The organism is Amycolatopsis sp. CA-211722, assembly GCF_056828465.1.
Genome location: NZ_CP184752.1, coordinates 2,130,155 through 2,149,128, shown reverse-complemented (window position 1 = coordinate 2,149,128; position 18,974 = coordinate 2,130,155). Strand labels below are relative to the sequence as shown.

General features: G+C 69.9%; 17 protein-coding genes. 5 read left to right on the top strand and 12 right to left on the bottom strand.

Features of this window, described 5'->3' with window-relative positions:
• Positions 1-209: 209 nt before the first annotated feature.
• The 3 genes from ACOCEP_RS10615 to ACOCEP_RS10605 are packed head-to-tail and all read right to left on the bottom strand — an operon-like array spanning position 210 to position 4,000.
• Positions 210-1,517: an amidohydrolase family protein gene (locus ACOCEP_RS10615; protein WP_482337085.1), complete on the bottom strand. Its 1,308-nt coding sequence runs from the start codon at positions 1,515-1,517 to the stop codon at positions 210-212.
• 60 nt (positions 1,518-1,577) lie between these two features.
• Positions 1,578-2,228 carry a response regulator gene (locus ACOCEP_RS10610; protein ID WP_482337084.1) on the bottom strand — a complete coding sequence of 217 codons (651 nt, stop codon included), beginning with the start codon at positions 2,226-2,228 and terminating at the stop codon, positions 1,578-1,580.
• Positions 2,225-4,000, bottom strand: coding sequence for a sensor histidine kinase (locus ACOCEP_RS10605; RefSeq protein ID WP_482337083.1), 1,776 nt, complete (start codon positions 3,998-4,000; stop codon positions 2,225-2,227). Before ACOCEP_RS10605 ends, ACOCEP_RS10610 begins: the two co-directional genes overlap by 4 nt.
• A 181-nt stretch (positions 4,001-4,181) precedes the next feature.
• On the opposite strand from ACOCEP_RS10605, the gene ACOCEP_RS10600 reads away from it, so the two are divergent.
• Positions 4,182-4,877, top strand: coding sequence for an ABC transporter ATP-binding protein (locus tag ACOCEP_RS10600; RefSeq protein WP_016338261.1), 696 nt, complete (start codon positions 4,182-4,184; stop codon positions 4,875-4,877).
• Between the two features lie 160 nt (positions 4,878-5,037).
• Positions 5,038-7,287 carry an FtsX-like permease family protein gene (locus tag ACOCEP_RS10595; RefSeq protein WP_482337082.1) on the top strand — a complete coding sequence of 750 codons (2,250 nt, stop codon included), beginning with the start codon at positions 5,038-5,040 and terminating at the stop codon, positions 7,285-7,287.
• 395 nt (positions 7,288-7,682) lie between these two features.
• Here the strand turns inward: ACOCEP_RS10595 and trmB are convergent, their stop codons facing one another.
• The 6 genes from trmB to ACOCEP_RS10565 form a co-directional block, all read right to left on the bottom strand.
• A complete protein-coding gene (trmB, locus tag ACOCEP_RS10590; protein WP_482339678.1) occupies positions 7,683-8,366 on the bottom strand; it encodes a tRNA (guanosine(46)-N7)-methyltransferase TrmB in 684 nt (227 codons plus the stop codon).
• A 44-nt stretch (positions 8,367-8,410) separates the two neighbouring features.
• Positions 8,411-8,953: a hypothetical protein gene (locus ACOCEP_RS10585; RefSeq protein ID WP_225950786.1), complete on the bottom strand. Its 543-nt coding sequence runs from the start codon at positions 8,951-8,953 to the stop codon at positions 8,411-8,413.
• 167 nt (positions 8,954-9,120) lie between these two features.
• On the bottom strand, positions 9,121-9,873 hold the full coding sequence (locus tag ACOCEP_RS10580; RefSeq protein WP_482337081.1) for a hypothetical protein: 753 nt from the start codon (positions 9,871-9,873) through the stop codon (positions 9,121-9,123).
• On the bottom strand, positions 9,870-10,787 hold the full coding sequence (locus ACOCEP_RS10575; RefSeq protein ID WP_482337080.1) for an ABC transporter ATP-binding protein: 918 nt from the start codon (positions 10,785-10,787) through the stop codon (positions 9,870-9,872). The genes ACOCEP_RS10580 and ACOCEP_RS10575 overlap by 4 nt, the downstream gene beginning before the upstream one ends.
• Positions 10,788-10,936: 149 nt before the next feature.
• Entirely contained in the window at positions 10,937-11,668 is a 732-nt protein-coding gene (locus tag ACOCEP_RS10570; RefSeq protein WP_482337079.1) for an ABC transporter permease, read from the bottom strand.
• 38 nt (positions 11,669-11,706) lie between these two features.
• The gene (locus ACOCEP_RS10565; RefSeq protein ID WP_482337078.1) at positions 11,707-12,645 is read right to left on the bottom strand and encodes an ABC transporter ATP-binding protein; all 939 of its coding nucleotides are present in this window, start codon (positions 12,643-12,645) and stop codon (positions 11,707-11,709) included.
• Between the two features lie 190 nt (positions 12,646-12,835).
• Here ACOCEP_RS10565 and ACOCEP_RS10560 point away from each other — a divergent pair, with 190 nt between their 5' ends.
• Together ACOCEP_RS10560 and ACOCEP_RS10555 are read left to right on the top strand one after the other, a co-directional pair.
• Positions 12,836-13,414 (top strand): TetR/AcrR family transcriptional regulator, encoded by a 579-nt coding sequence (locus tag ACOCEP_RS10560; protein ID WP_482337077.1) that lies wholly within the window; start codon positions 12,836-12,838, stop codon positions 13,412-13,414.
• A complete protein-coding gene (locus tag ACOCEP_RS10555) occupies positions 13,415-14,326 on the top strand; it encodes an SDR family NAD(P)-dependent oxidoreductase (RefSeq protein WP_482337076.1) in 912 nt (303 codons plus the stop codon).
• Between the two features lie 109 nt (positions 14,327-14,435).
• Here ACOCEP_RS10555 and ACOCEP_RS10550 read toward each other — a convergent pair whose 3' ends face one another.
• From ACOCEP_RS10550 to ACOCEP_RS10540, 3 genes are all read right to left on the bottom strand, one after another.
• Positions 14,436-14,849: a VOC family protein gene (locus tag ACOCEP_RS10550; RefSeq protein ID WP_482337075.1), complete on the bottom strand. Its 414-nt coding sequence runs from the start codon at positions 14,847-14,849 to the stop codon at positions 14,436-14,438.
• A 379-nt stretch (positions 14,850-15,228) separates the two neighbouring features.
• Positions 15,229-15,885, bottom strand: coding sequence for a response regulator (locus ACOCEP_RS10545; RefSeq protein WP_037307422.1), 657 nt, complete (start codon positions 15,883-15,885; stop codon positions 15,229-15,231).
• The gene (locus ACOCEP_RS10540; protein ID WP_482339677.1) at positions 15,882-17,075 is read right to left on the bottom strand and encodes a sensor histidine kinase; all 1,194 of its coding nucleotides are present in this window, start codon (positions 17,073-17,075) and stop codon (positions 15,882-15,884) included. Before ACOCEP_RS10540 ends, ACOCEP_RS10545 begins: the two co-directional genes overlap by 4 nt.
• A gap of 194 nt (positions 17,076-17,269) precedes the next feature.
• Between ACOCEP_RS10540 and ACOCEP_RS10535 the strand changes: the two genes are divergently transcribed.
• Positions 17,270-18,790 (top strand): dynamin family protein, encoded by a 1,521-nt coding sequence (locus ACOCEP_RS10535; protein WP_482339676.1) that lies wholly within the window; start codon positions 17,270-17,272, stop codon positions 18,788-18,790.
• The last annotated feature ends 184 nt before the right edge of the window (positions 18,791-18,974 follow it).

The following is an 18,974-nucleotide window of genomic DNA, read 5'->3' as shown; positions in this document are numbered from 1 at the left end:
CCGTCCCCAATGCCACATTGGGCGCAATGCGCGCGCTGGTGCGCACGAGTCTTTGGTGCGCATGGCCCCCATGCCCAGTTGTCCACAGCCCCCACCCGTTGTGGACAACCTGCCCCTGACCAGCACTTTTCCGCCAGCCCCCGCCCCCACCCCCGATAGACTGGCCTCGGGGCCGCCCCCTGGGACGGGTGGGGGGCTGGGTAGGTGAGTCAAGAGCGCAGGCGTGTGGAGGTGTGGGCCACTTCGGCCTGCACCTTGGCGCGGTCCACCCGGAGGGGTTCGCCGTCGCCGACGACCTGTTCGCCCGCCACCCACACGTCGCGGACGCGGCGCGAGCCCGCGGCCCACACCAGGTTCGCGAGCAGCTGCGTGTCGGGCACGTCGATGCCGGTCGCGAAGGCCGGGTCGTCGAGGTCGACGTGCACCATGTCCGCCCACCGGCCGGGTTCCAGCGCGCCGATGTCGGTCCGGCCCAGCGCGTCCGCGCCGCCGCGGGTGCCGAGCAGGAACGCGTCGGCCGCGGTCAGCACGGTCGAGTCGCCGGTCGCGAGCCGCGCGAACATCGCCGAGAGCTGCAGCTCCTCCCACAGGTCGATGTCGTCGTTCGACGCCGGGCCGTCCGTGCCGAGCCCGATGGCGACGCCCGCCTTCCGCAGCTCAGTCACGCGCGCGATCCCCGAAGCGAGCTTCGCGTTCGAGCCCGGGCAGTGCGCCATGCCGACCCCGCGCGCGGCGAACAGCGCGATGTCCTCGTCGGACAGGTGGATGGCGTGCGCGGCCAGCGTCCGGCCCCGCAGCATCCCGACCTTCTCCAGCAGCGCGGGCACCGAACCGTGCGCTTCCCGCTGCTTGACGTCTTCGAGCGCCGCCTCGGCCACGTGGATCTGCACCAGCGCGCCACGCTCGGCCGCCGATTCCGCGGTCGCCCGCAGCGCTTCCTCGTTCAGCATGTACGCCGAGTGCGGCCCGTAGCCGACCTCGATCCGTTCGCCGGGCCCGAACCGGAGGCCGTCGGTGTCGATCCAGCGTTCGATGCTCTTCAGCATCGCGCGCCAGTCCATCCCCGGCAGCTCCATGATCGGCGGGCCCAGCACCACCCGGCCACCGGTGGCGAGCACCGCGTCGGCGAGCTGCTCGCCTTCGAAGTACATCTCCGCGCTGGTCGTGACGCCGTGCCGCAGCATCTCGATCGAACCCAGCATCATGCCGGTGCGGATGTCGGCGGGCTCCAGTTTCGCCTCGGCGGGCCAGATGATCTCGGTCAGCCACGGCAGCAGCGGCAGGTCGCCGCCCATCCCGCGCAGCAGCGTCATCGGGCTGTGCGCGTGCGCGTTGACCAGACCGGGCAGGAGGATGCCGCTCAACCGGGTCACGGGAGCGGACGATTCGGGGGCCCCGGACCGGGGACCGACATGGGTGACGCGGCCCGTCTCGTCCACGTCGACCACGGCGTCACGCAGCAACGAGCAGGCGGGGTCGGCGGGGAGAACGACGGGAGCGTGGAAACGGCGTTGCATGGACCGAGCTTACGGGGGCCATTTATCGCGCCGGCCGCCATCTCGGCGTCCTGCCGCCGCTCAGTCCACGACGCCGCTACGCCACGCCCAAGCCGCGATCTCCACTCGGTTCCGCGCGCCGACCTTGCCCTGCACCGACGCCAGATGCGTCTTCACCGTGGACAGCGACAGGAACAGCTCGGCCCCGATCTCGGTGTTCGTCAGCCCCTTCGCGGCCGCCCTGACCACGTCCAGCTCCCGCGCGGTCAGCGGTTCCGAAGGCGGGGTGACGTCGCGTTTCACCGTCCCGCCGTCGAAATGCTTCAGCAGCCGGACGGTGATCTGCGGCGACACCAGCGCGTCCCCGCGCGCGGCCGCGCGCACGGCTTCGATCAGCAGCGCGGGCCCGGCGTCCTTCAGCAGGAACCCGCTCGCGCCGTTCCGCAGCGCGGCATGCACGTACTCGTCGAGGTCGAACGTCGTGACCACCACGACCTTCAGCGGATCGGCGACGTCCGGGCCCGCCAGCTGCTTGGTGACCTCCAGCCCGTCGATCCCCGGCATGCGGATGTCCAGCAGGCAGACGTCCGGCCGCAGTTCACGCGCCTTGGCGACCGCCGAGACGCCGTCGGGCACGTCGGCGACCACCTCGATGTCGTCCTGCGCGTCCAGGATCATCCGGAAGCCGATCCGCACCATGTCCTGGTCGTCGGCGATCAGTACCCGGATCACTCTTCTCCTTCAAGTGGTAGCCACGCTTCGACGCGCCATCCGCCGCCCGGCGCGCGTCCGGCGGAGAGCCGGCCGTGCAGCAGGGCGACCCGTTCGCGCATGCCGATCAGACCGTAGCCGCCCGACCCGCCGGCCGGACGGCCCTGTAGCTCGCGTCCGTCGTCGGTCACCTGGAGGTGCAGTTCGTTCTCGCTCACCTCGGCGATGACCAGCGCCTCCTTCGCGCCGGACGCGTGCTTGCCGATGTTCGTCAGCGATTCCTGCACCAGCCGCAACGCCGACCGCCCGACCTCGTGCGGCACGTTCGGCGGCAGTTCGAGCTTCATCGACGTCTTCACGCCGTGGTTCGACCGTTCGATCAAGGTGCGCAGGTCGGCGGCGAGATCGGTGGTGGCCTGTTCGCTGAACTCGCTGCTCCCGGCCGGGGCGTCACCGCGCATACTCCGCACGAGCCGTCGCATCGCCGCGAGCGCCTCCACCCCGGCGTCCTCGATCCGGCCCATCGCCTCGACCGCGACCTGCGGATTCTTCTCGCCCATCATCTTCGCCGCCTGCGCCTGCACGACGATCCCGGTCACGTGGTGGGCGACCACGTCGTGCAGTTCCCGCGCCAGCGCCATCCGCTCGGACGTCTGCGCGTCGGTGATCGCCGACTGGATGACCTGCGTGCGTTCCGAATCCCGTGATCGCAACGCCAGGCCCACGGCCACCGAGATGCCGAGCAACAGCACCGCGGCCACGGCGAGTCCGGCGATCTCGTCCGGGTCGGTCATCAGCCTGGGGCCCGGCCGTTTGGCGTTGAGGATCGAGGCGACCGCGACCACGGCCGAAAGCCCCGCGATCCGGGACGCGGCCTTGCCCAGCCCGACCGCCCGGACCAGGGTGACGACCAGCCCCATCCCCGCGACGATCTGCGTTCCAGGCACCCCACCGGGTGTGGCGTAGTCGTAGCGGAGCCGGAGGAACGGCGTCACCAGAGCCGAAAGCAGCATGACCGCGGTGAGCGCGACCATCGCGTCGGCGGGCCGTCGCGGCGCCGCGACGGCGATGATCGCCGCGACGATCGAGCAGACCAGGATCGGGAAGCCGTGCGCCCCGCTCTCGTAGGTGAAGCCGAACTCCAGGATCAGCGCGACACCCAGCAGGCCGATGAGCGGCCATTGGCCCATCACCAGCTTGTTGAGCTTCTGCAGCTTCTCGTAGTTCTTGGGATGCGCCGTCCGGTCGCGTCCGGGGATCGCGAAGAGCAGCGTGCCGCCCAGCAGGATGCCGCCGAACAGCATCGCCTGCGCCATGGTGCCGTTCGAATCGCTGCCGTAGTAGTACCGGCCGGACACCGCGCTCAACGTGGCCAGCACCAGACCGGAGATCACGGCGAACGCGACGCCGGGCCGCGTCCGGCGCGCGGCGTAGAACAGGATCTCGACCCCCGCCACCACCTCGGTGATGGACAGATGCGCGAGCACGCTCGAGTAGGTCGGAATGTTGAAGTACCGGACGACCAGCGTGTACGCCACCAGCACGACCGAGGCCGCGACGGCGGCGACGGCGGCCCGCTTCTGCGCCCACAGCGCGCAGAACACCATCGCGAAGATACCGGGGAAGAGCAGGAGATCGATCCCGCGCCGGCCCGTGTCGTCGAAGGCGGCATCGGTCACGAAGACCAGGTCGAAAGCGAGTGCGGCCAGCAGGACGACGGCGGGCATGCCGATACGTCGCGCGAGCGCACTCACCCGCGCGGGGAACTTGTTCTGGGCCGGACCTGCTGTCACACCGTGACGGTAGAGGATCGGCTGCCGTCCGCACCTTGGCCGACCGGCCCGAGCCGGGTCGGCCGATCGGCCGATGCGCGGGTGATCAGCACTGGCCGTCTGCCCGAAGTGGACACAGGTGCTTCACCGCGAAGCTCTTCCCCGAAGCGGAACACAAGTGACTTGACTAGGGAGAATCACGGTGGTGGATCCACAGTGGACAGGGCAGCCGGTGCTTTCGGGCCGCGGGCTGGTGAAGCGGTACGGCACGCAGCACGCGCTGGCCGGGATCGACATCGACATCCAGGCGGGTGACGCGGTCGCCATCGTCGGGCCCTCCGGCTCGGGCAAGACCTCCCTGCTGCACGTGCTCGCCGGGATCCTCCGCGCCGACTCCGGGCAGATCTTCCTGGCCGGGCAACGGGTCGACCAGCTCAACGAGCGCAAGCGCAGCGAGCTCCGGCGTACCGAGTTCGGCTTCGTGTTCCAGTCCGGGATGCTCGTCGCGGAACTGAGCGCCGAGGAGAACGTCGCGCTGCCGTCGCTCCTGGGTGGCAAAGGCCGCAAGGAATCCATCGAAGCCGGCCGCGAATGGCTGGCGAAGCTCGGCCTCGCGGGCAAGGAGAAGCGCCGCCCCGGTGAGCTGTCGGGCGGCGAGGCGCAGCGTGTCGCGATCGCGCGGGCACTGACGCACCGGCCGAAGGTGATCTTCGCCGACGAGCCGACCGGTGCGCTCGACACCCGCACCGGCCGCGCCACCATGGACGCGCTGCTCGCCGCGGCCGCCGACAGCGGTGCCGCGGTGATCGTGGTGACCCACGACCGCGAACTCGCCGAGGCCATGCCGCGCACCGTCTCCATCAGGGACGGCCTGATCGCGACGAGGCTGGCTGCCTGATGACGCGCGGCGAGCAAAGGGACCACGGAGCGCGCTCAGGCCGTCAGGCCCCGCTGTCACGGCGGCAGGGCGCCATTCACGACAACGTTCGAAAGCAGCATGTGCCGCGCCCTGGCGACAGGATCGCGGTCGCGCGCGAAATCGCGGAGGTACGGGCCTGATGAACAGCTTCCAGCTGGCCATGCGGGTGCTCCGGGTCGACCGCCGGACCCGCACGTCGGCCATCCTCACCGCGGTCGGGGTCGCCGTCGCGACCAGTCTGGTGCTCCTGCTGGCCTCCCTCCCGGGTGCCACGCAGGCCCGCTCCCAGCGGGCGATCTGGCAGGACATCGGCAGCTACTACTCCCAGTCCGGCGAGAGCCAGGGCCCGGCGCCGCTGCTGATGGCGTCGAACAAGGACTACTCGGGCGACCGCGAGATCATCCGCGTCGACATCGCCCAGACCGGCACTTCGCCGATGCTCAGCCTGCCGCCCGGCATCCCGAGGCTGCCCGGCCCCGGCGAGTCGATCGTCTCCCCCGAACTCGGAAAACTGATCCAGTCGGCGCCTCAGGCACAGCTCGGGGACCGGTTCGGCAAACTCGTCGACGCGCTCGGCCCGGAATCGCTGATGTATCCGGAGCAGCTGGTCGCCGTCGTCGGCCACACCCCGGAGTCGATGCCGCAGACGGCGCTCGCCGCGGACGGCTTCCCCAACAAGCAGGCGAAGCCGGACCCGATGCTCGAACTGCTCGCCTGGGTCGGGGTGATCGTCCTGCTCGTGCCGAGCCTGGTGCTCGTCGCGTCTTCGGCCAGGCTCACCGCCGCCAGGCGTGAGCTGCGGATGGCGGCGCTCCGGCTGGCCGGCGCCACTCCCGGCCAGGTGACGAAGATCGTCGCCGCCGAGACCGCGTTGTCCGCCACGGTCGGCGCGCTGCTCGGCATCCTCGTGGCACCGGCGCTCCAAGGTCTCTCGACGTTCGTCCCGTGGGGCGGCGGAACCTGGCTCGCTTCGGACTTCAGCCTGTCGGCCGGCTCGACCATCGCGGTCGCCGTGGCGATCCCGCTGCTGGTCGTCTTCGCCGGAGTCCTCGGCATCCGCCGCGTCCTCAAGACGCCGCTGTTCGCGGCTTCGGCGCACGCCCGCAAGCCGCTGCACTGGTGGCGGCTGCTCGCGGTCCCCGTGGCCGGCGCCTTCTTCCTCTTCGCGGTCACCCAGGACGACGCCAGCCTGCCGATGGTGATGCTCGGGCTGTTCCTGCTGGTCGGCTCGGCCGCGATCATCGGACCGTGGGTCACCTCGGCGGTCGGTGGCACGTTCGTCCGGATCTGGCGCAAACCGGCGTCGCTGCTGGCCGGACGCAGGCTCCGCGACGACCCGAAGAGCGCTTACCGCGCCACAGCGGGTGTCGTGCTCGCCGTCTTCACCGGCTCGATGGCGCTCACCCTGCTGCCCTCGTTCGAGTCGATGGCGGGCGGCGGCCGGACCTTCAAGGACAACGTCCTCTACGCCCAATCCGACGCGACTCAGGCGCGGCAGGTCGCCGACCAGACCAACGCGTCGCTCGCCCGCTACGGCATCACCGAGAAGGCCGTCTCGGTCGGGCAGGTCTACCTGTCCACCGGCGAACCGGGCACCCGCTCCCAGAATCTGAACCGGGCCTTCGTGATGACCTGCGAGGACGCCTCGAAACTCCTGCGGGTGAACATCGGCGGCTCGTGCCGGCCGGGTCCGGCGATCTACAGCAGGTACGCCATCAACCCGGCGGAGTACCGCGTGCTGTCGGAGTACGACAAGGCCGGCCCGCCGCTGGATCCGAAGGCTCCCGTGCATCTCTTCCCGCAGGGTGACGAGGACACGTCCAGCACGATCGTCATCGACCCGGCCCTGGTGCCCGCGGGGGTCACGCCGGAGCGCTTCGACGTGATCGTGCCGACGACCACGGAGAACGCCGAGACCGTGCGGACCGCGCTGGTCGGGGCGGCCCCCGGGCAGGAGGTCGGCAGCCGCGGCCTGCATCTGATCGGTCAGCAGCAGGAGCTCGGCGACCTGCGCCGGGTCACCGTGATCGGCCTGATCGCCGCCGGCGTGCTCGCCGGGTGCAGCGCGGCCGTGGCGACCGCGGGCTCGGTGATGGACCGCCGCCGCACCTTCGGGGCGCTCATCGCGGCCGGGACACCGGTCCGGGTGCTGGCGAGGGCGCTGCGGATGGAAGCGGCCCTGCCCGCGATGGTGGCCACCATCGGCGCGGGGGCGGTCGGGATCGGTGTCGGCGTGGGGCTCTACAGCCTGGTCGAGAAGGACGCGGTCGTGCTGAGCCCGTGGCTGCTGGCGCCCGTGGTGCTGGGAATCGGGGTGGCGCTGCTCGGGGCGTCCGTCTCGACCCCGGCGCTCAAGCGGGTGCAGTCGGAGCCTCTGGCCGACGAATAAAAGATTCGCCCGAATGGCGTCATGGCGCCTGGGCGGGCAGGTCTCGTGGGTGGAGTCGGTGGTGATCCACCCACGGGCCGGGTGCCCGGTCGTCTCTCTGTCGGGGGAGGGACGAACGGGCACCGGGGACGCGCAGGGGGCGTTCCAAGGCGCGGGGGTGTGAAGGAAGGGCCGGTCGGGCACGTGGGGACGTCCTGACCGGCCCTTTCTGTGCGTGGGGTTCTGGAGGTGGTGTCGCGAAAGCCACTTTCGGGACATCAGACGTCTCGAAAGTGGCTTTCGCGACACGGTCGCCAGGACGGTGCCGGACCCGGGGGAGCGAAGGGCCGCCGCGAGTCGTCCGTCCGGTCACGCGAAAGCGCCATCCATGCTCAAGACACCCTTCACGAGGTCGTTCAGACCCGCTCGAAGATCAGGTCGTGCGAGATCCGGCCCTCGACGTCGGCGCGGTTCTCGAACTTCGTGATCGGCCGCCACTCCGGCCGCGGCGCCCAGCCCCCGGGCTCGCCGGCGTGCCGGTTGCGCAGGAGCGGCTCGGCCGAGCAGACCTCCATCATCTGCTCGGCGTAGTTCTCCCAGTCGGTCGCCATGTGGAAGGTGCCGCCCGGCGCGAGCCGCGAGGCCACCAGCGAGACGAACTCCGGCTGCACGATCCGCCGCTTGTGGTGCCGCTTCTTCGGCCACGGGTCCGGGAAGAACAGCCGGACCCCGGCCAGCGAGCCCGGCTCCACGTGCGAGGTCAGCAGCACGACGGCGTCGCCGTGCATCAGCCGCAGGTTCTTCACGCCGAGCTTCTCGGCGCGCAGCATCAGCTGGCCGAGCCCCGGGTCGTAGACCTCGACGGCGACGTAGTTGAGTTCCGGCGCGGCGGCGGCGAGCTGGGACGTGGTCTCACCCATGCCCGAACCGATCTCCACCATGACCGGCGCCTGCCTGCCGAACCAGTCGCCGAAGTCCACCGGTCCTTCGGGCAGTTCGCCGACGGTGCGGCCGAGCGACGGCCAGAGTTCGTTCCAGGCTCGCTGCTGCCCGACGGTCATCCGGCCGCCGCGTTTGACATAGCTGACCACGCTGCGCATCCGTGGCTGGTCCTCGTTTTCCACCAGCCCATTAAACGCGGCGGTCACCTCACCGCTTCGAACTCCCCCAGCCGCGACCGCAGGCCCGCGAATCCGGCGACCGCGATCGGCGACGGCGTCGTACTGGAATGGGCGGGGAGAACGTCGATCCAGCCGTCGTGACGGCTGGTGTTCAGCACCGTGGTCGGGATCGAATGCCCGGACGCTCCGCGTTCGGAGGGCATGAACTCCCAGTAACCGGATTCCCCGTCCGCGGCCCACGGGACGAATTCCCAGCCGGGACGCCTGCCGAGCAGACCGGCGATCCGGTCTTCGATGCGGAAACCGAGTTCCCGCGATTCGAGCCTGCCTTCGACGACGGCACGAAGCCACCACGGCGCGGGGATTTCGCCGTGCATTCCACTGGACGCGCGGTACAGCGCGACAACGAGATCTTCGGGCGCGCGGTGTACCCACGCGCGGCGGATATCGGATGGCCGGGTCGCGGACGCGACCGTGCGGGGCAGTTCGATCGCCTGTGACCATTCGAGGTCGAGCATGGGCTCGAGCCGGGGCTGCGTATTTTCCGTGCGGGCTTGCGGGATCATGCGTTCCACTCCCTGACCGGAATCCACCGTCAAGGATCACCTCCGGGGCCGAGAGCCGAAATAGGCTCATCCCGAGCATTGCCCGGTCAGGAACAGTATGTCCGCTCCCTGTGAGAGAAGCCACAGCCTCTTAACGTGGACTTAACTCCTTTGGCCGCGGTAAAAGCTCACGCATCCCTTCGATGGGTGATCATCAGCCCGGCCGCATACACAATCACGCAGATGCCGCCGAAATAAGCCAGATAACCCCACGGCCCCAGCGGCGGTTCGAGTTTCAACATCGACACCGTGAGATCCGGCCCGGAAAACTGATTCGCCGCGAAGAACGGCATCCACTGGTAGATGTCGTCGCCCACTTTCGGAATCAGCACGACGAGCCCTTCGAGCACCTGCGTCCAGGCCAGCGCGAACCCGAGCGCGAACGCGGGGCTGCGGAACAGCAGCCCGAGGCCGATGCCGAGCAGGCCGGTCAGGAAGAAGGTCAGGCCCTGGCCCGCCACCGCACGCCAGTCGGCACCCGAAGCCAGGCCCAGGTCGGCGGCCGGTTTGATCAGGTACGCGATCGCCCACGAGCCGAAGCCCACCAGAAGCCCGATCAGCCCCGAGAACACCCCGACGACGGCGCCCTTCGCCAGCAAGGCGGGCACGCGCGAGGGCACCGCCTGGAAGGTGAGCCTCATCGTGCCCCAGTTGAACTCCGTCGCCGCCGCGAGGATGGCGAGGACCAGCACGACGGTGCGGCCGAGCGCGCTGGCGACCTGCGTCGAGCCGACGCCGGTCTGACCTTCGAGCGGCACGAAGCCGAAGAAGAGCGCGGTGTAGGCCAGCGCGACCACCACCGCGATGGCCGCGCACCACCAGGGTGCGCGTGTGCTCAGCAGCTTGATCCGCTCCGCGCGGAGCATGTTCGCCGCGGTCATCGGGCCACCTCCGGTACGCCGGCGCCGTACTCGACGGCCTCGGCGGTGAGTTGCATGTACGCCTGTTCGAGCGAGCCGGCGAGCGGCTTCAGCTCGTGGAGGGTCGCGCCGGCGGCGAACGCGAGCTCGCCGATGGTGTCACTGTCCATTTCGGACACGACGAGCGCGCCGTCCTCCTCGCGGAACTCCGCCCCCTTGTCGGTGAGCGCGGTCCGGAGTTCGGGCAGATGCGGGCTGCGGACGCGTACGCCGAGGCCCTTCGCCCGGCCGACGAACTCCTCCATCGTGCCCTGGTAGATCAGCTTCCCCCGGCCGATCACGACGAGGTCCTGCGCGGTCTGCGCCATCTCCGGCAGCAGGTGGCTGGACACGAACACGGTGCGCCCCTCGGCGGCGAGCGCGTGCATCAGCTTCCTGATCCACACGATGCCCTCGGGGTCGAGCCCGTTGACCGGCTCGTCGAACAGCAGCACTCGCGGGTCGCCCAGCAGCGCCGTGGCGATCCCGAGCCGCTGCGACATCCCGAGCGAGAACTGCCCGGCCCGCTTCCGGGCCACCGAGTCGAGCCCGACCAGCCGGAGCACCTCGTCGACCCGCTTGTCCGGCAGGCCGTTCGTCGCGGCGATCCACCGGAGGTGCTCGCGCGCGGTGCGGCCGGGATGCCGCCAGGTGGCGTCGATCATGCCGCCGACCGTCCGAAGTGGATCACGCAGCTCGCGGTAGGCCTTGCCGTCGATCGTCACCGAGCCCGACGTCGGGTTGTCGAGCCCGAGCATCATCCGCATGGTGGTGGACTTCCCCGCCCCGTTGGGGCCGAGGAATCCCGTCACCCGGCCCGCTTCGGCGGTGAAGGAAAGCGCGTCGACGGCGAGCTTGTCGCCGTAGCGTTTGGTGAGTCCGGTGGCCTCGATCATCAGACCTCCCTCCAGTGGATTCCGACATTACGCGGGAAAGGACCGGGCTGCCCCCCGATAGGCGGCCCGGTCCTTGTTCCCCTTTTTCTCCCCGTCCGGATGCTTCGCTCCCCCGAGTTCGGCGTCCGGCTTTCCCCTGTGGAAGCTTCTTACGCGTCGCGCTTGTCGGCGACGACCAGCGAGATGACCAGCAGCACCAGTGCGAAACCGGCGAAGTAGGCGAGCGACCCGGCCTGGCTCAACGGCGCGTCGGCGGCGGCGGGACCCGAGCCGGTGAGGAACCGGTCCGCGACGTGGAACGGCATCCAGTCGTAGATGTCCTTGCCGATCTTCGGGATGAGCTGGATCAGGTTCTCGACCGCGAGCGTGTAGATCAGCAGGAGCGAGATGGCACCGGCGCTCTGCCGGATCAGGATGCCGACGGCGACCGCGATCACCGAGGCGAGGGCGAACACCAGGCCGACCCCGGCGACGCTGATCCACTCGGCGGTGGTGTTCAGCGCGAGATCCTCCGGCCGCATGATCGAGGCCAGCGCCCAGGCGCCGAACGCGGCGATCTCGCCGATCACCAGCGAGAGCATCGCGACGACGCCGGTCTTCGCCAGCAGCGCGGCGCGGCGGTTCGGCACGGCCTGGAACGTGGTGCGGATGGTGCCGAAGCGGTATTCGGTGGTCACCGAAAGCGCGGCCAGCACCATGACCACGGTCATCCCGAACACGTAGCCGAACTGGGACATGCCGACGTCGGTGAATTCCCCCGACGGCGCGGCCCCGGCGAAGATGGCGGCGAAGCCGACCACGACCGCGAGGGTGATCAGCGCGCACCACCAGGGTGAGCGGGTGGTGAACAGCTTGATGCGTTCCACGGCGAGCAGAGTCATGGCTTTTCTTTCCTCGGAAGAGTGAGCGGCTGTGCCGGTTACTGGGCGGCGGTGACCACTTCGGCCGCTTCGGCTTCGAGACCTGTGTGGTACTCGACCGAGTCGCCGGTGATCTGCATGAAGGCCTGCTCCAGGGAGCCGGTCTGCGGGCTGAGCTCGTGCAGCACGATCTGGTTGGCCGCGGCGATCTCGCCGATCTTCTCACTGTCCAAACCGGACACGACGATCGCTTGTTCGGCGTCGGTCACCTGAGCGCTCGCCTGTGTCAGCACGGCGCGCAACGCGGGCAGCTGCGGCGACCGGACCTTGACCGTGTTCTCGGCGGCCCGGGCCACGAAGTCCTCGGTGGAGGACTGGGAGATCAGGCGTCCCTTGCCGATCACGACCAGGTGGCTCGCGGTCAGCGCCATCTCGGAAAGCAGGTGCGAGGAGACGAACACCGTGCGGCCTTCGTCGGCCAGCCGGTGCATGAACTTGCGGATCCAGAGGATGCCCTCGGGGTCGAGGCCGTTCACGGGCTCGTCGAAGAGGAGGACCTCCGGGTCGCCCAGCAGCGCCGCCGCGATCCCCAGCCGCTGCGACATGCCGAGGGAGAACCCGCCGGCGCGCTTCCCGGCGACGCTGGTGAGCCCGACGATCTCGAGCACCTCGTCGACCCGGGCCGCCGGGATCTTGTTGGACCGAGCCATCCACTGCAGATGCGCCCGGGCCGAGCGGTTGGGGTGGACCCATTTCGCGTCCAGCAGCGCGCCGACCGTCCGCAGCGGGTCCTTCAGCTCGCGGTAGAGCTTGCCCCCGATGCGCACCTGGCCGGAGGTCGGATTGTCCAGGCCGAGGATCATCCGCATGGTCGTCGACTTGCCGGCCCCGTTCGGGCCGAGGAAGCCGGTGACCTCCCCCGGCGCGACGGAGAACGACAGGTCGTTCACCGCCAGTGTCCTGCCGTACCGCTTGGTGAGGCCCGCTGCCTCGATCATGTCTGCTCCCCTCGGCGACTGCGAGAACAATCGTCGTCCATGTGGGTGGCCGAGCGCGTCATCCTGAGGTGCCAACCTGATACCCGACCTGAGTCGTAGCTTGCCGTCTTCCGGCGGCGTACGCGATCGGTGATACCCCTGAGAGTGACCCTGATTCGCGAGGGTTAATGAACCGTGGTTCAATAATGACATGGCGAGGCCCCGCAGCATCACCGACGAACGACTGCTGACCGCGGCGGGAACCGTGATCGGCAGGGTCGGCCCCGGTTTCACGCTGGCCCAGGTGGCGGCGGAGGCCGGGGTCGCGGTCGGCACGGTCGCCCAGCGGTTCGGTTCGAAGAACGGTCTTCTGCTGGCGGTGAGCCGGGCGAACACGCGATCCGTCGTGGGACTGATGCGGGAATGCGGTGAGCTCGCCGATCCCGTGGAGGCGCTGCGGGCGGCGGTCGTCGTGGTCTACGAGGGCCTTGGCGACGCGGAGACCGCGGCGAACCATCTCGGGCAGCTGGGGGTGGACATCGGCGATCCGGGGTTGCGCGCCCTGCTCGGTGAACATTTCACCGCCGTGGAAGCGGAATTGCGGAGGCTGGTGCGTGTCGCGGCGCGTGACCTGCCGGGCGCGCCCGGTGTCGTCCGCGCCGCGCGAGTGCTGCTGGGGGTGGCGAACGGGGCCGCGCTGGACTGGTCGATCCGGCCGAAGGGACGGATCACCGAACGGTTGGGGCAAGACGTGGACGCGGTGCTGACCGCGTGGAAGGGAGTGTCCTGAATGGATCGGAAAGTGGCCGTGGTCACCGGGGCGACGCGGGGCTGTGGCCGGGCGATCGCGGTGGAACTGGGCAGGCTCGGCTGGACGGTGTTCGTCACCGGCCGCACGACGCGTGAGCGGCAGTCGCCGATGAAGCGTTCGGAGACGATCGAAGACACCGCGGAGCTCGTCGACGCGGCGGGCGGCCGGGGGATCCCCGTCCGGACCGACTTCACCGTGGTGTCCGATGTGGACGCCTTGGTGGCGCGGATCGAGTCCGAAGTGGACGGCCGGATCGACGTCCTGGTCGACGACGTCTGGGGCGGCGACCAGTACGCGGACTTCGACGGGGCGTACTGGGACTCCAGCCTCGACGACGCGCTCACACTGGTGCACAACGCGATCGACACGCACCTGATCGGGTTGCACCGGCTGCTCCCGCTGGTGGTGAAGCGGGAAGGGGGGCTCGTCCTCGAGGTCACCGACGGCGATCACGACGAGTACGTCGGCGCGGGGATCCCGTACTTCCTCGCGAAATGCGGGATCCGCGCCATCGGCAGGGCGCTCGGCGCGGAACTGAAGAAGTACGGCTGCGTCGGCATGACCGTCACGCCGGGCTTCCTGCGTTCGGAAGCCATGCTCGACCACTTCGGGGTCACCGAAGAGACGTGGCGGGACGCGGTCGGCACGTCCGCTCCGGTCGACTTCGCCATCTCGGAGACCCCGGCGCTGCTCGGGCGGGGTGTCGCGAAGCTGGCGACCGACCCGGAGGTCGCGCGGTTCGCCGGAAAGACGCTCGCGTCGTGGACGTTGATGAACGAGTACGGCCTGACCGACGTCGACGGCTCACGCCCCGACTTCGGCAAGTGGATGGCCGAAGTCCGGGACGCGGGCAAGGACGAGGCGACGGCGGACCACTCGCTGTACCGCTGAGGCACGGCCGCCGGCCCGTGTCGCGAAAGCCACTTTCGGGACATCAGACGTCGCGAAAGTGGCTTTCGCGACGCGCCCTGACCATGGGCACCCAGTGCCGGCCGGGGACCTACTTCTTCCCGGCCAGCACGTCCAGGTAGTGCTGGTTGAACATGACGCCGAGGACGTTGCCGAACGGGTCCACGACGGCCGCGGTCACGAAGCCCGGCCCACGCTCGATGACCGGCTCGTACTCCTTCGCGCCCTTCGCGAGCAGCTGCGCGAAGGCGTCCTCGACGTTGTCGACGGCCCAGTTCGCGATGGCGCCACCGGGGCCGGGCTGGGCCATCGGCGGCCGGAAGTCGCCCCGGACCAGGCCGAACTCGTGCTGGTAGTCGCCGATCCGGAACTCGACGTACGCCGGTGTCCCGTCGGGACCGTTGCGGACGAAGTACGGCTCGATCCCGAAGAGATCGGAGTACCACTCGATCGCGGCGGCCATGTCGTCGGCGTAGAACGTGGTGGTGGTGAGACCTCGCAGCATTTCCTTCTCCTCAGGTAGTGGCTCTGAAGACAAGGATCCACCGCAAAGTGCTCACCGAATGACCACTTTTCCGTGTTCCGGCGAGAATCACGCGAGATCCGGCTCCAAGCACGTGTGTTCCGCCTGGAATCACGCGTGATCCGGCTTCAAGCACGTGTGTTCCGCCTGGAATCACGCGTGATCCGGCTTTCCGAAGGGACTCGCGGTCGCCAGCCCCAGCAGTTGCGCGTGAAGGCCCCCTTCCCTCGGCTCAGCCGAGGAAACTCGACCTTCACACCTTCCCCAAGTACATGAAGGCCCCCTTCATTGCGTCTAGCGCAATGAAGGGGGCCTTCATGTACTTACAGGGACGAGCGAGTGTGACAGTGGCGCCGTGGGCTCAGCTGACCCCGGGACGCGCCAGCCCGGTCTCGTAGGCGAGCACCACGGCCTGCACCCGGTCACGCAGATCCAGCTTCGACAGGATCCGCCCGACGTGCGTCTTCACCGTCGCCTCGGACAGGAACAGCGTCTCGGCGATCTCCAGGTTCGAGAGGCCCTTCGCGATCAGCACGAGCACCTCCCGCTCCCGTTCGGTGAGGACGTCGAGCTCGGCCGCGTCCCGCATCGGCTTCCCGCCGCCGCCGACGAACCGGTCGAGCAGCCGCCGGGTGACCGACGGCGAGACCACGGCGTCCCCCGAAGCGACCGCCCGCAGCGCCGACACCAGGTGATCCGGCTGGGTGTCCTTCAGCAGGAACCCGCTCGCGCCGCCCTGCAACGCCGAATAGACGTACTCGTCCAGATCGAACGTCGTCATCACGAGCACCCGCGCCGTCCCGGCCTCGACGATCCGCTTCGTCGCCTCGACCCCGTCCAGCACCGGCATCCGGACGTCCATCAGCACGACGTCGGGCCGCAGTTCCTCGGCCAGCCGGATGGCCTGCGCGCCGTCACCCGCCTCGCCGACGACGTCGATGTCGGCCTGCGCGCCCAGGACCATCCGGAATCCGACGCGCATCAATTCCTGGTCGTCGACGACCACCACCCGTATCACGTCGTCAACCTAACCGGGAGCCTCGCGTGCACCTGCCACCCTCCACCGGGGGCGGGCCCGACCTCCAGCGTGCCGCCGAAGACGTTCGCCCGTTCCCTCATTCCGATCAATCCGTTCCCACCGGGGACGGCGAGTCTCCGCGGCGGCGCGGCGTGCTTCGCCGCCAGGGGTATCAGCTGTTTCGCGCGGCCGGCGCCGTCGTCGGTGACCTGGACGTCGATCACGTCCGCCTCCCGTCGCACCACCACCTCGGCCTGCGCGCCCTGGCCGGCGTGTTTCAGCGTGTTCGTCAGCGACTCCTGCACGATCCGGTACACGCCGAGGGACACCCCCGCGGGCAGCCCGGCCAGCGCGTCCGGCCCGATCGCCAGCGTCACCGGCACCCCGGCCTGCCGGATCCGGTCCGCGAGGTCGGTCACCGCGCTCGCGTCCGGCTGCGGCACCCGTGGTTCGTCGTCGTCGTCGCTGCGGAGCACGTCCAGCAGCCGCCGCAGCTCGGCGAGCGCGCCGCGGCCGGTCTCCGAGATCGTCTGCAGGGCCCGTTTCGCCACCTCGGGATTCCCGTCGACCGCGTAGGACGCGCCGTCGGCCTGCACGACCATCACGCTCACCGCGTGCGCGACGACGTCGTGCAGCTCACGGGCGATCCGCCCGCGCTCTTCGCCGACGGCGATCCTGGTCGCCTGGTCCCGTTCCGTCTCAAGTAGATGCAACCTGGCTTCCACCTCCTCGTGATAGGCGCGCCTCGCGCCGGCGAACTCGCCGAGCGTCCAGCACAGTGCGAAGGAGAAGACGCCGATGATCGCCAGCACCCAGACGTCCTCCGGCGGGTCGGCCCACAGCTGGAGCGCCGAGGTGGCCAGCGTCGCCACCAGATACAGCAGTCCTTGTTTGCGCCCGACGTAGACCAGCACCGAGTAGACGCTGATCATCACCGCGACCGCGCTGGCGGCGCCCAGCCCCAGCGCGCCGTGCGGGATGCCGATCAGCAGCACCAGATACGCCGACCACAGCGTCGCCTTCCGCCGGAAGACCAGCGGGACGACCATCGCCATGTCCAACGGCACCGTCACGTACCAGGGCGGCATCGGGACTTCCGGCGTTTCGGTCGCCGCCACGTAGACCAGCAGGTCGGTCAGCAGCAGGACGACGGCGATGAGACTGTCCCCCGCCATGGGGTGGGCACGCATCCAGAGGCTCAACCGTCGCACCTGGTAACACTATGTCGGCCGGTGCCGCGCGCGCGTCGGTCGCCGGTACCACCTTCGGTGCGACCCGAGGATGAGCGGCATGGCACGATTCCCCTCGGTGTGCTCGACGACTGGGAGGGGTGGGCACCGTGACCTCAGCGACGGAGCAGGGCCGTCTCGCCGGCCCGCTGTCGATGTCGGTGGCCAATCTTTGCCACCGCCTTCAGCCCCAGGTGTCCGCCCGGACCGCGGCCGGTTTCGCCGAAGTGCTGCGACGCCTGGGCGGCCCGCTGCAGGTCGCCGTCGCGGGCCGGATCAAATCGGGGAAGTCCACCCTGGTCAACGCCCTGATCGGGCGTCGGGTCGCGCCGACCGACGTCGGTGAGTGCACCAGGCTGGTGACCAGGTTCCAGTACGGCACGGTCGACCGGGTCGAGATCGTCTTCGCCGACGGCCGCAAACAGGTGCTGCCCTTCTCCGCCGACGGGATGATCCCGGCCGAACTGGGCATCGACATCGACAAGGTCTCGCATATCGAGGCGTACCTCACCAACGCGGTCCTGCAGGGCATGACCGTGATCGACACCCCGGGTCTCGGCTCGCTCGACGCCGCTTCGGTGTCGCGGACCGAGGAGCTGCTGGGTGCGGCGAAGCACCGTAAGCCCGACGGCGAGGAGGAGGAAGAAGGCTCCGACGAGCTGGACGACACCTCGCGCAACGCCGTCGCGGGCGCCGAAGCCGTGCTCTACGTGGTCACCCAGGGCGTGCGTGCCGACGACCAGCAGGCGCTGGCCGCGTTCACGGCCGCGACCGCGAGCCGCGAGGCGGGCCCGGTCAACGCGATCGCGGTGCTCAACAAGGCGGACACCATCGCGCCGGAGTCGGTCGAAGGCTCGGGCGGCGACGTGTGGAAGGCCGCGACGCTGCTGTCGGAGAAGCAGGCCGCGACGCTGAAGCCCCGCGTCGCCGACGTGCTGCCGGTGATCGGGCTGATCGCGGAGTCGGCCGAGTCCGGCGGGTTCACCTCTCCCGACGCCGAAGCGCTGCGCCAGCTGGCCGAGATGGACGACGACATCCTCGAGACCATGCTGATCTCGGCGGACATCTTCACCAGCTGGGAATGCGACGTCGCGGCGGGCACCCGGCTGCGGCTCCTGGAGAAACTGGACCTGTTCGGCGTGCGGTACGCCGTCGAAGCGATCCGCAAGGAACCCGAGATCACCGCGGGCTCGCTGCGCCGGAAGCTGCTCGACGCCTCCGGTCTCGAAGCCGTCCGCCAGCGGCTGAGCATCGTCTTCGCCGCCCGCGCCGACGGCATCAAGGCGGCGGCCGCGCTGGCCTCGGTCACCGCGCTGGCCCACGCGTCCGGCGACCCGGCCGAGCGGCAGCGCGTCCACGACGCGATCGAGGTCCTCCTCGCCAAGCCGGAGGCGCACCAGCTGCGGCTGCTCGAAGCGCTCACGCTGGTCGCGTCCGGCGCCGTCGACATGCCCGAGGACCTGTCCGAGGAGGTCCTGCGGGTCGGCAGCAACGCCGACATCGGCGCCCAGCTGGGCAAGCCGGGCGCCCCGCGCGCCGAGCTGGCGGCCCACGCCCTGGAGCGCGCCGGCTGGTGGCGCTCCTTCGCGTCCTTCGGCGCGACGCCCGCCCAGAGCCGCGTCGCGCACGTCGTGCACCGGGCCTACTTCCTCATCTGGCAGCAGATCCGCGACTGACCGCCCCGCCGCCTTCCGCGTGATTCTGGAGCCGGGCCTCGATCCGGCGGCGGAACTCGCGGTGGTGAAGAGGCTGCTCGCCAGATTCCTTCGTCCCGTTCTGCCGATTTCGCCCCCGGCTGGCGGGCGCGTGCCCGACACTGGTGAAATCTCCCCGGGCTGATCGGTAGGCCCGGGACACCAG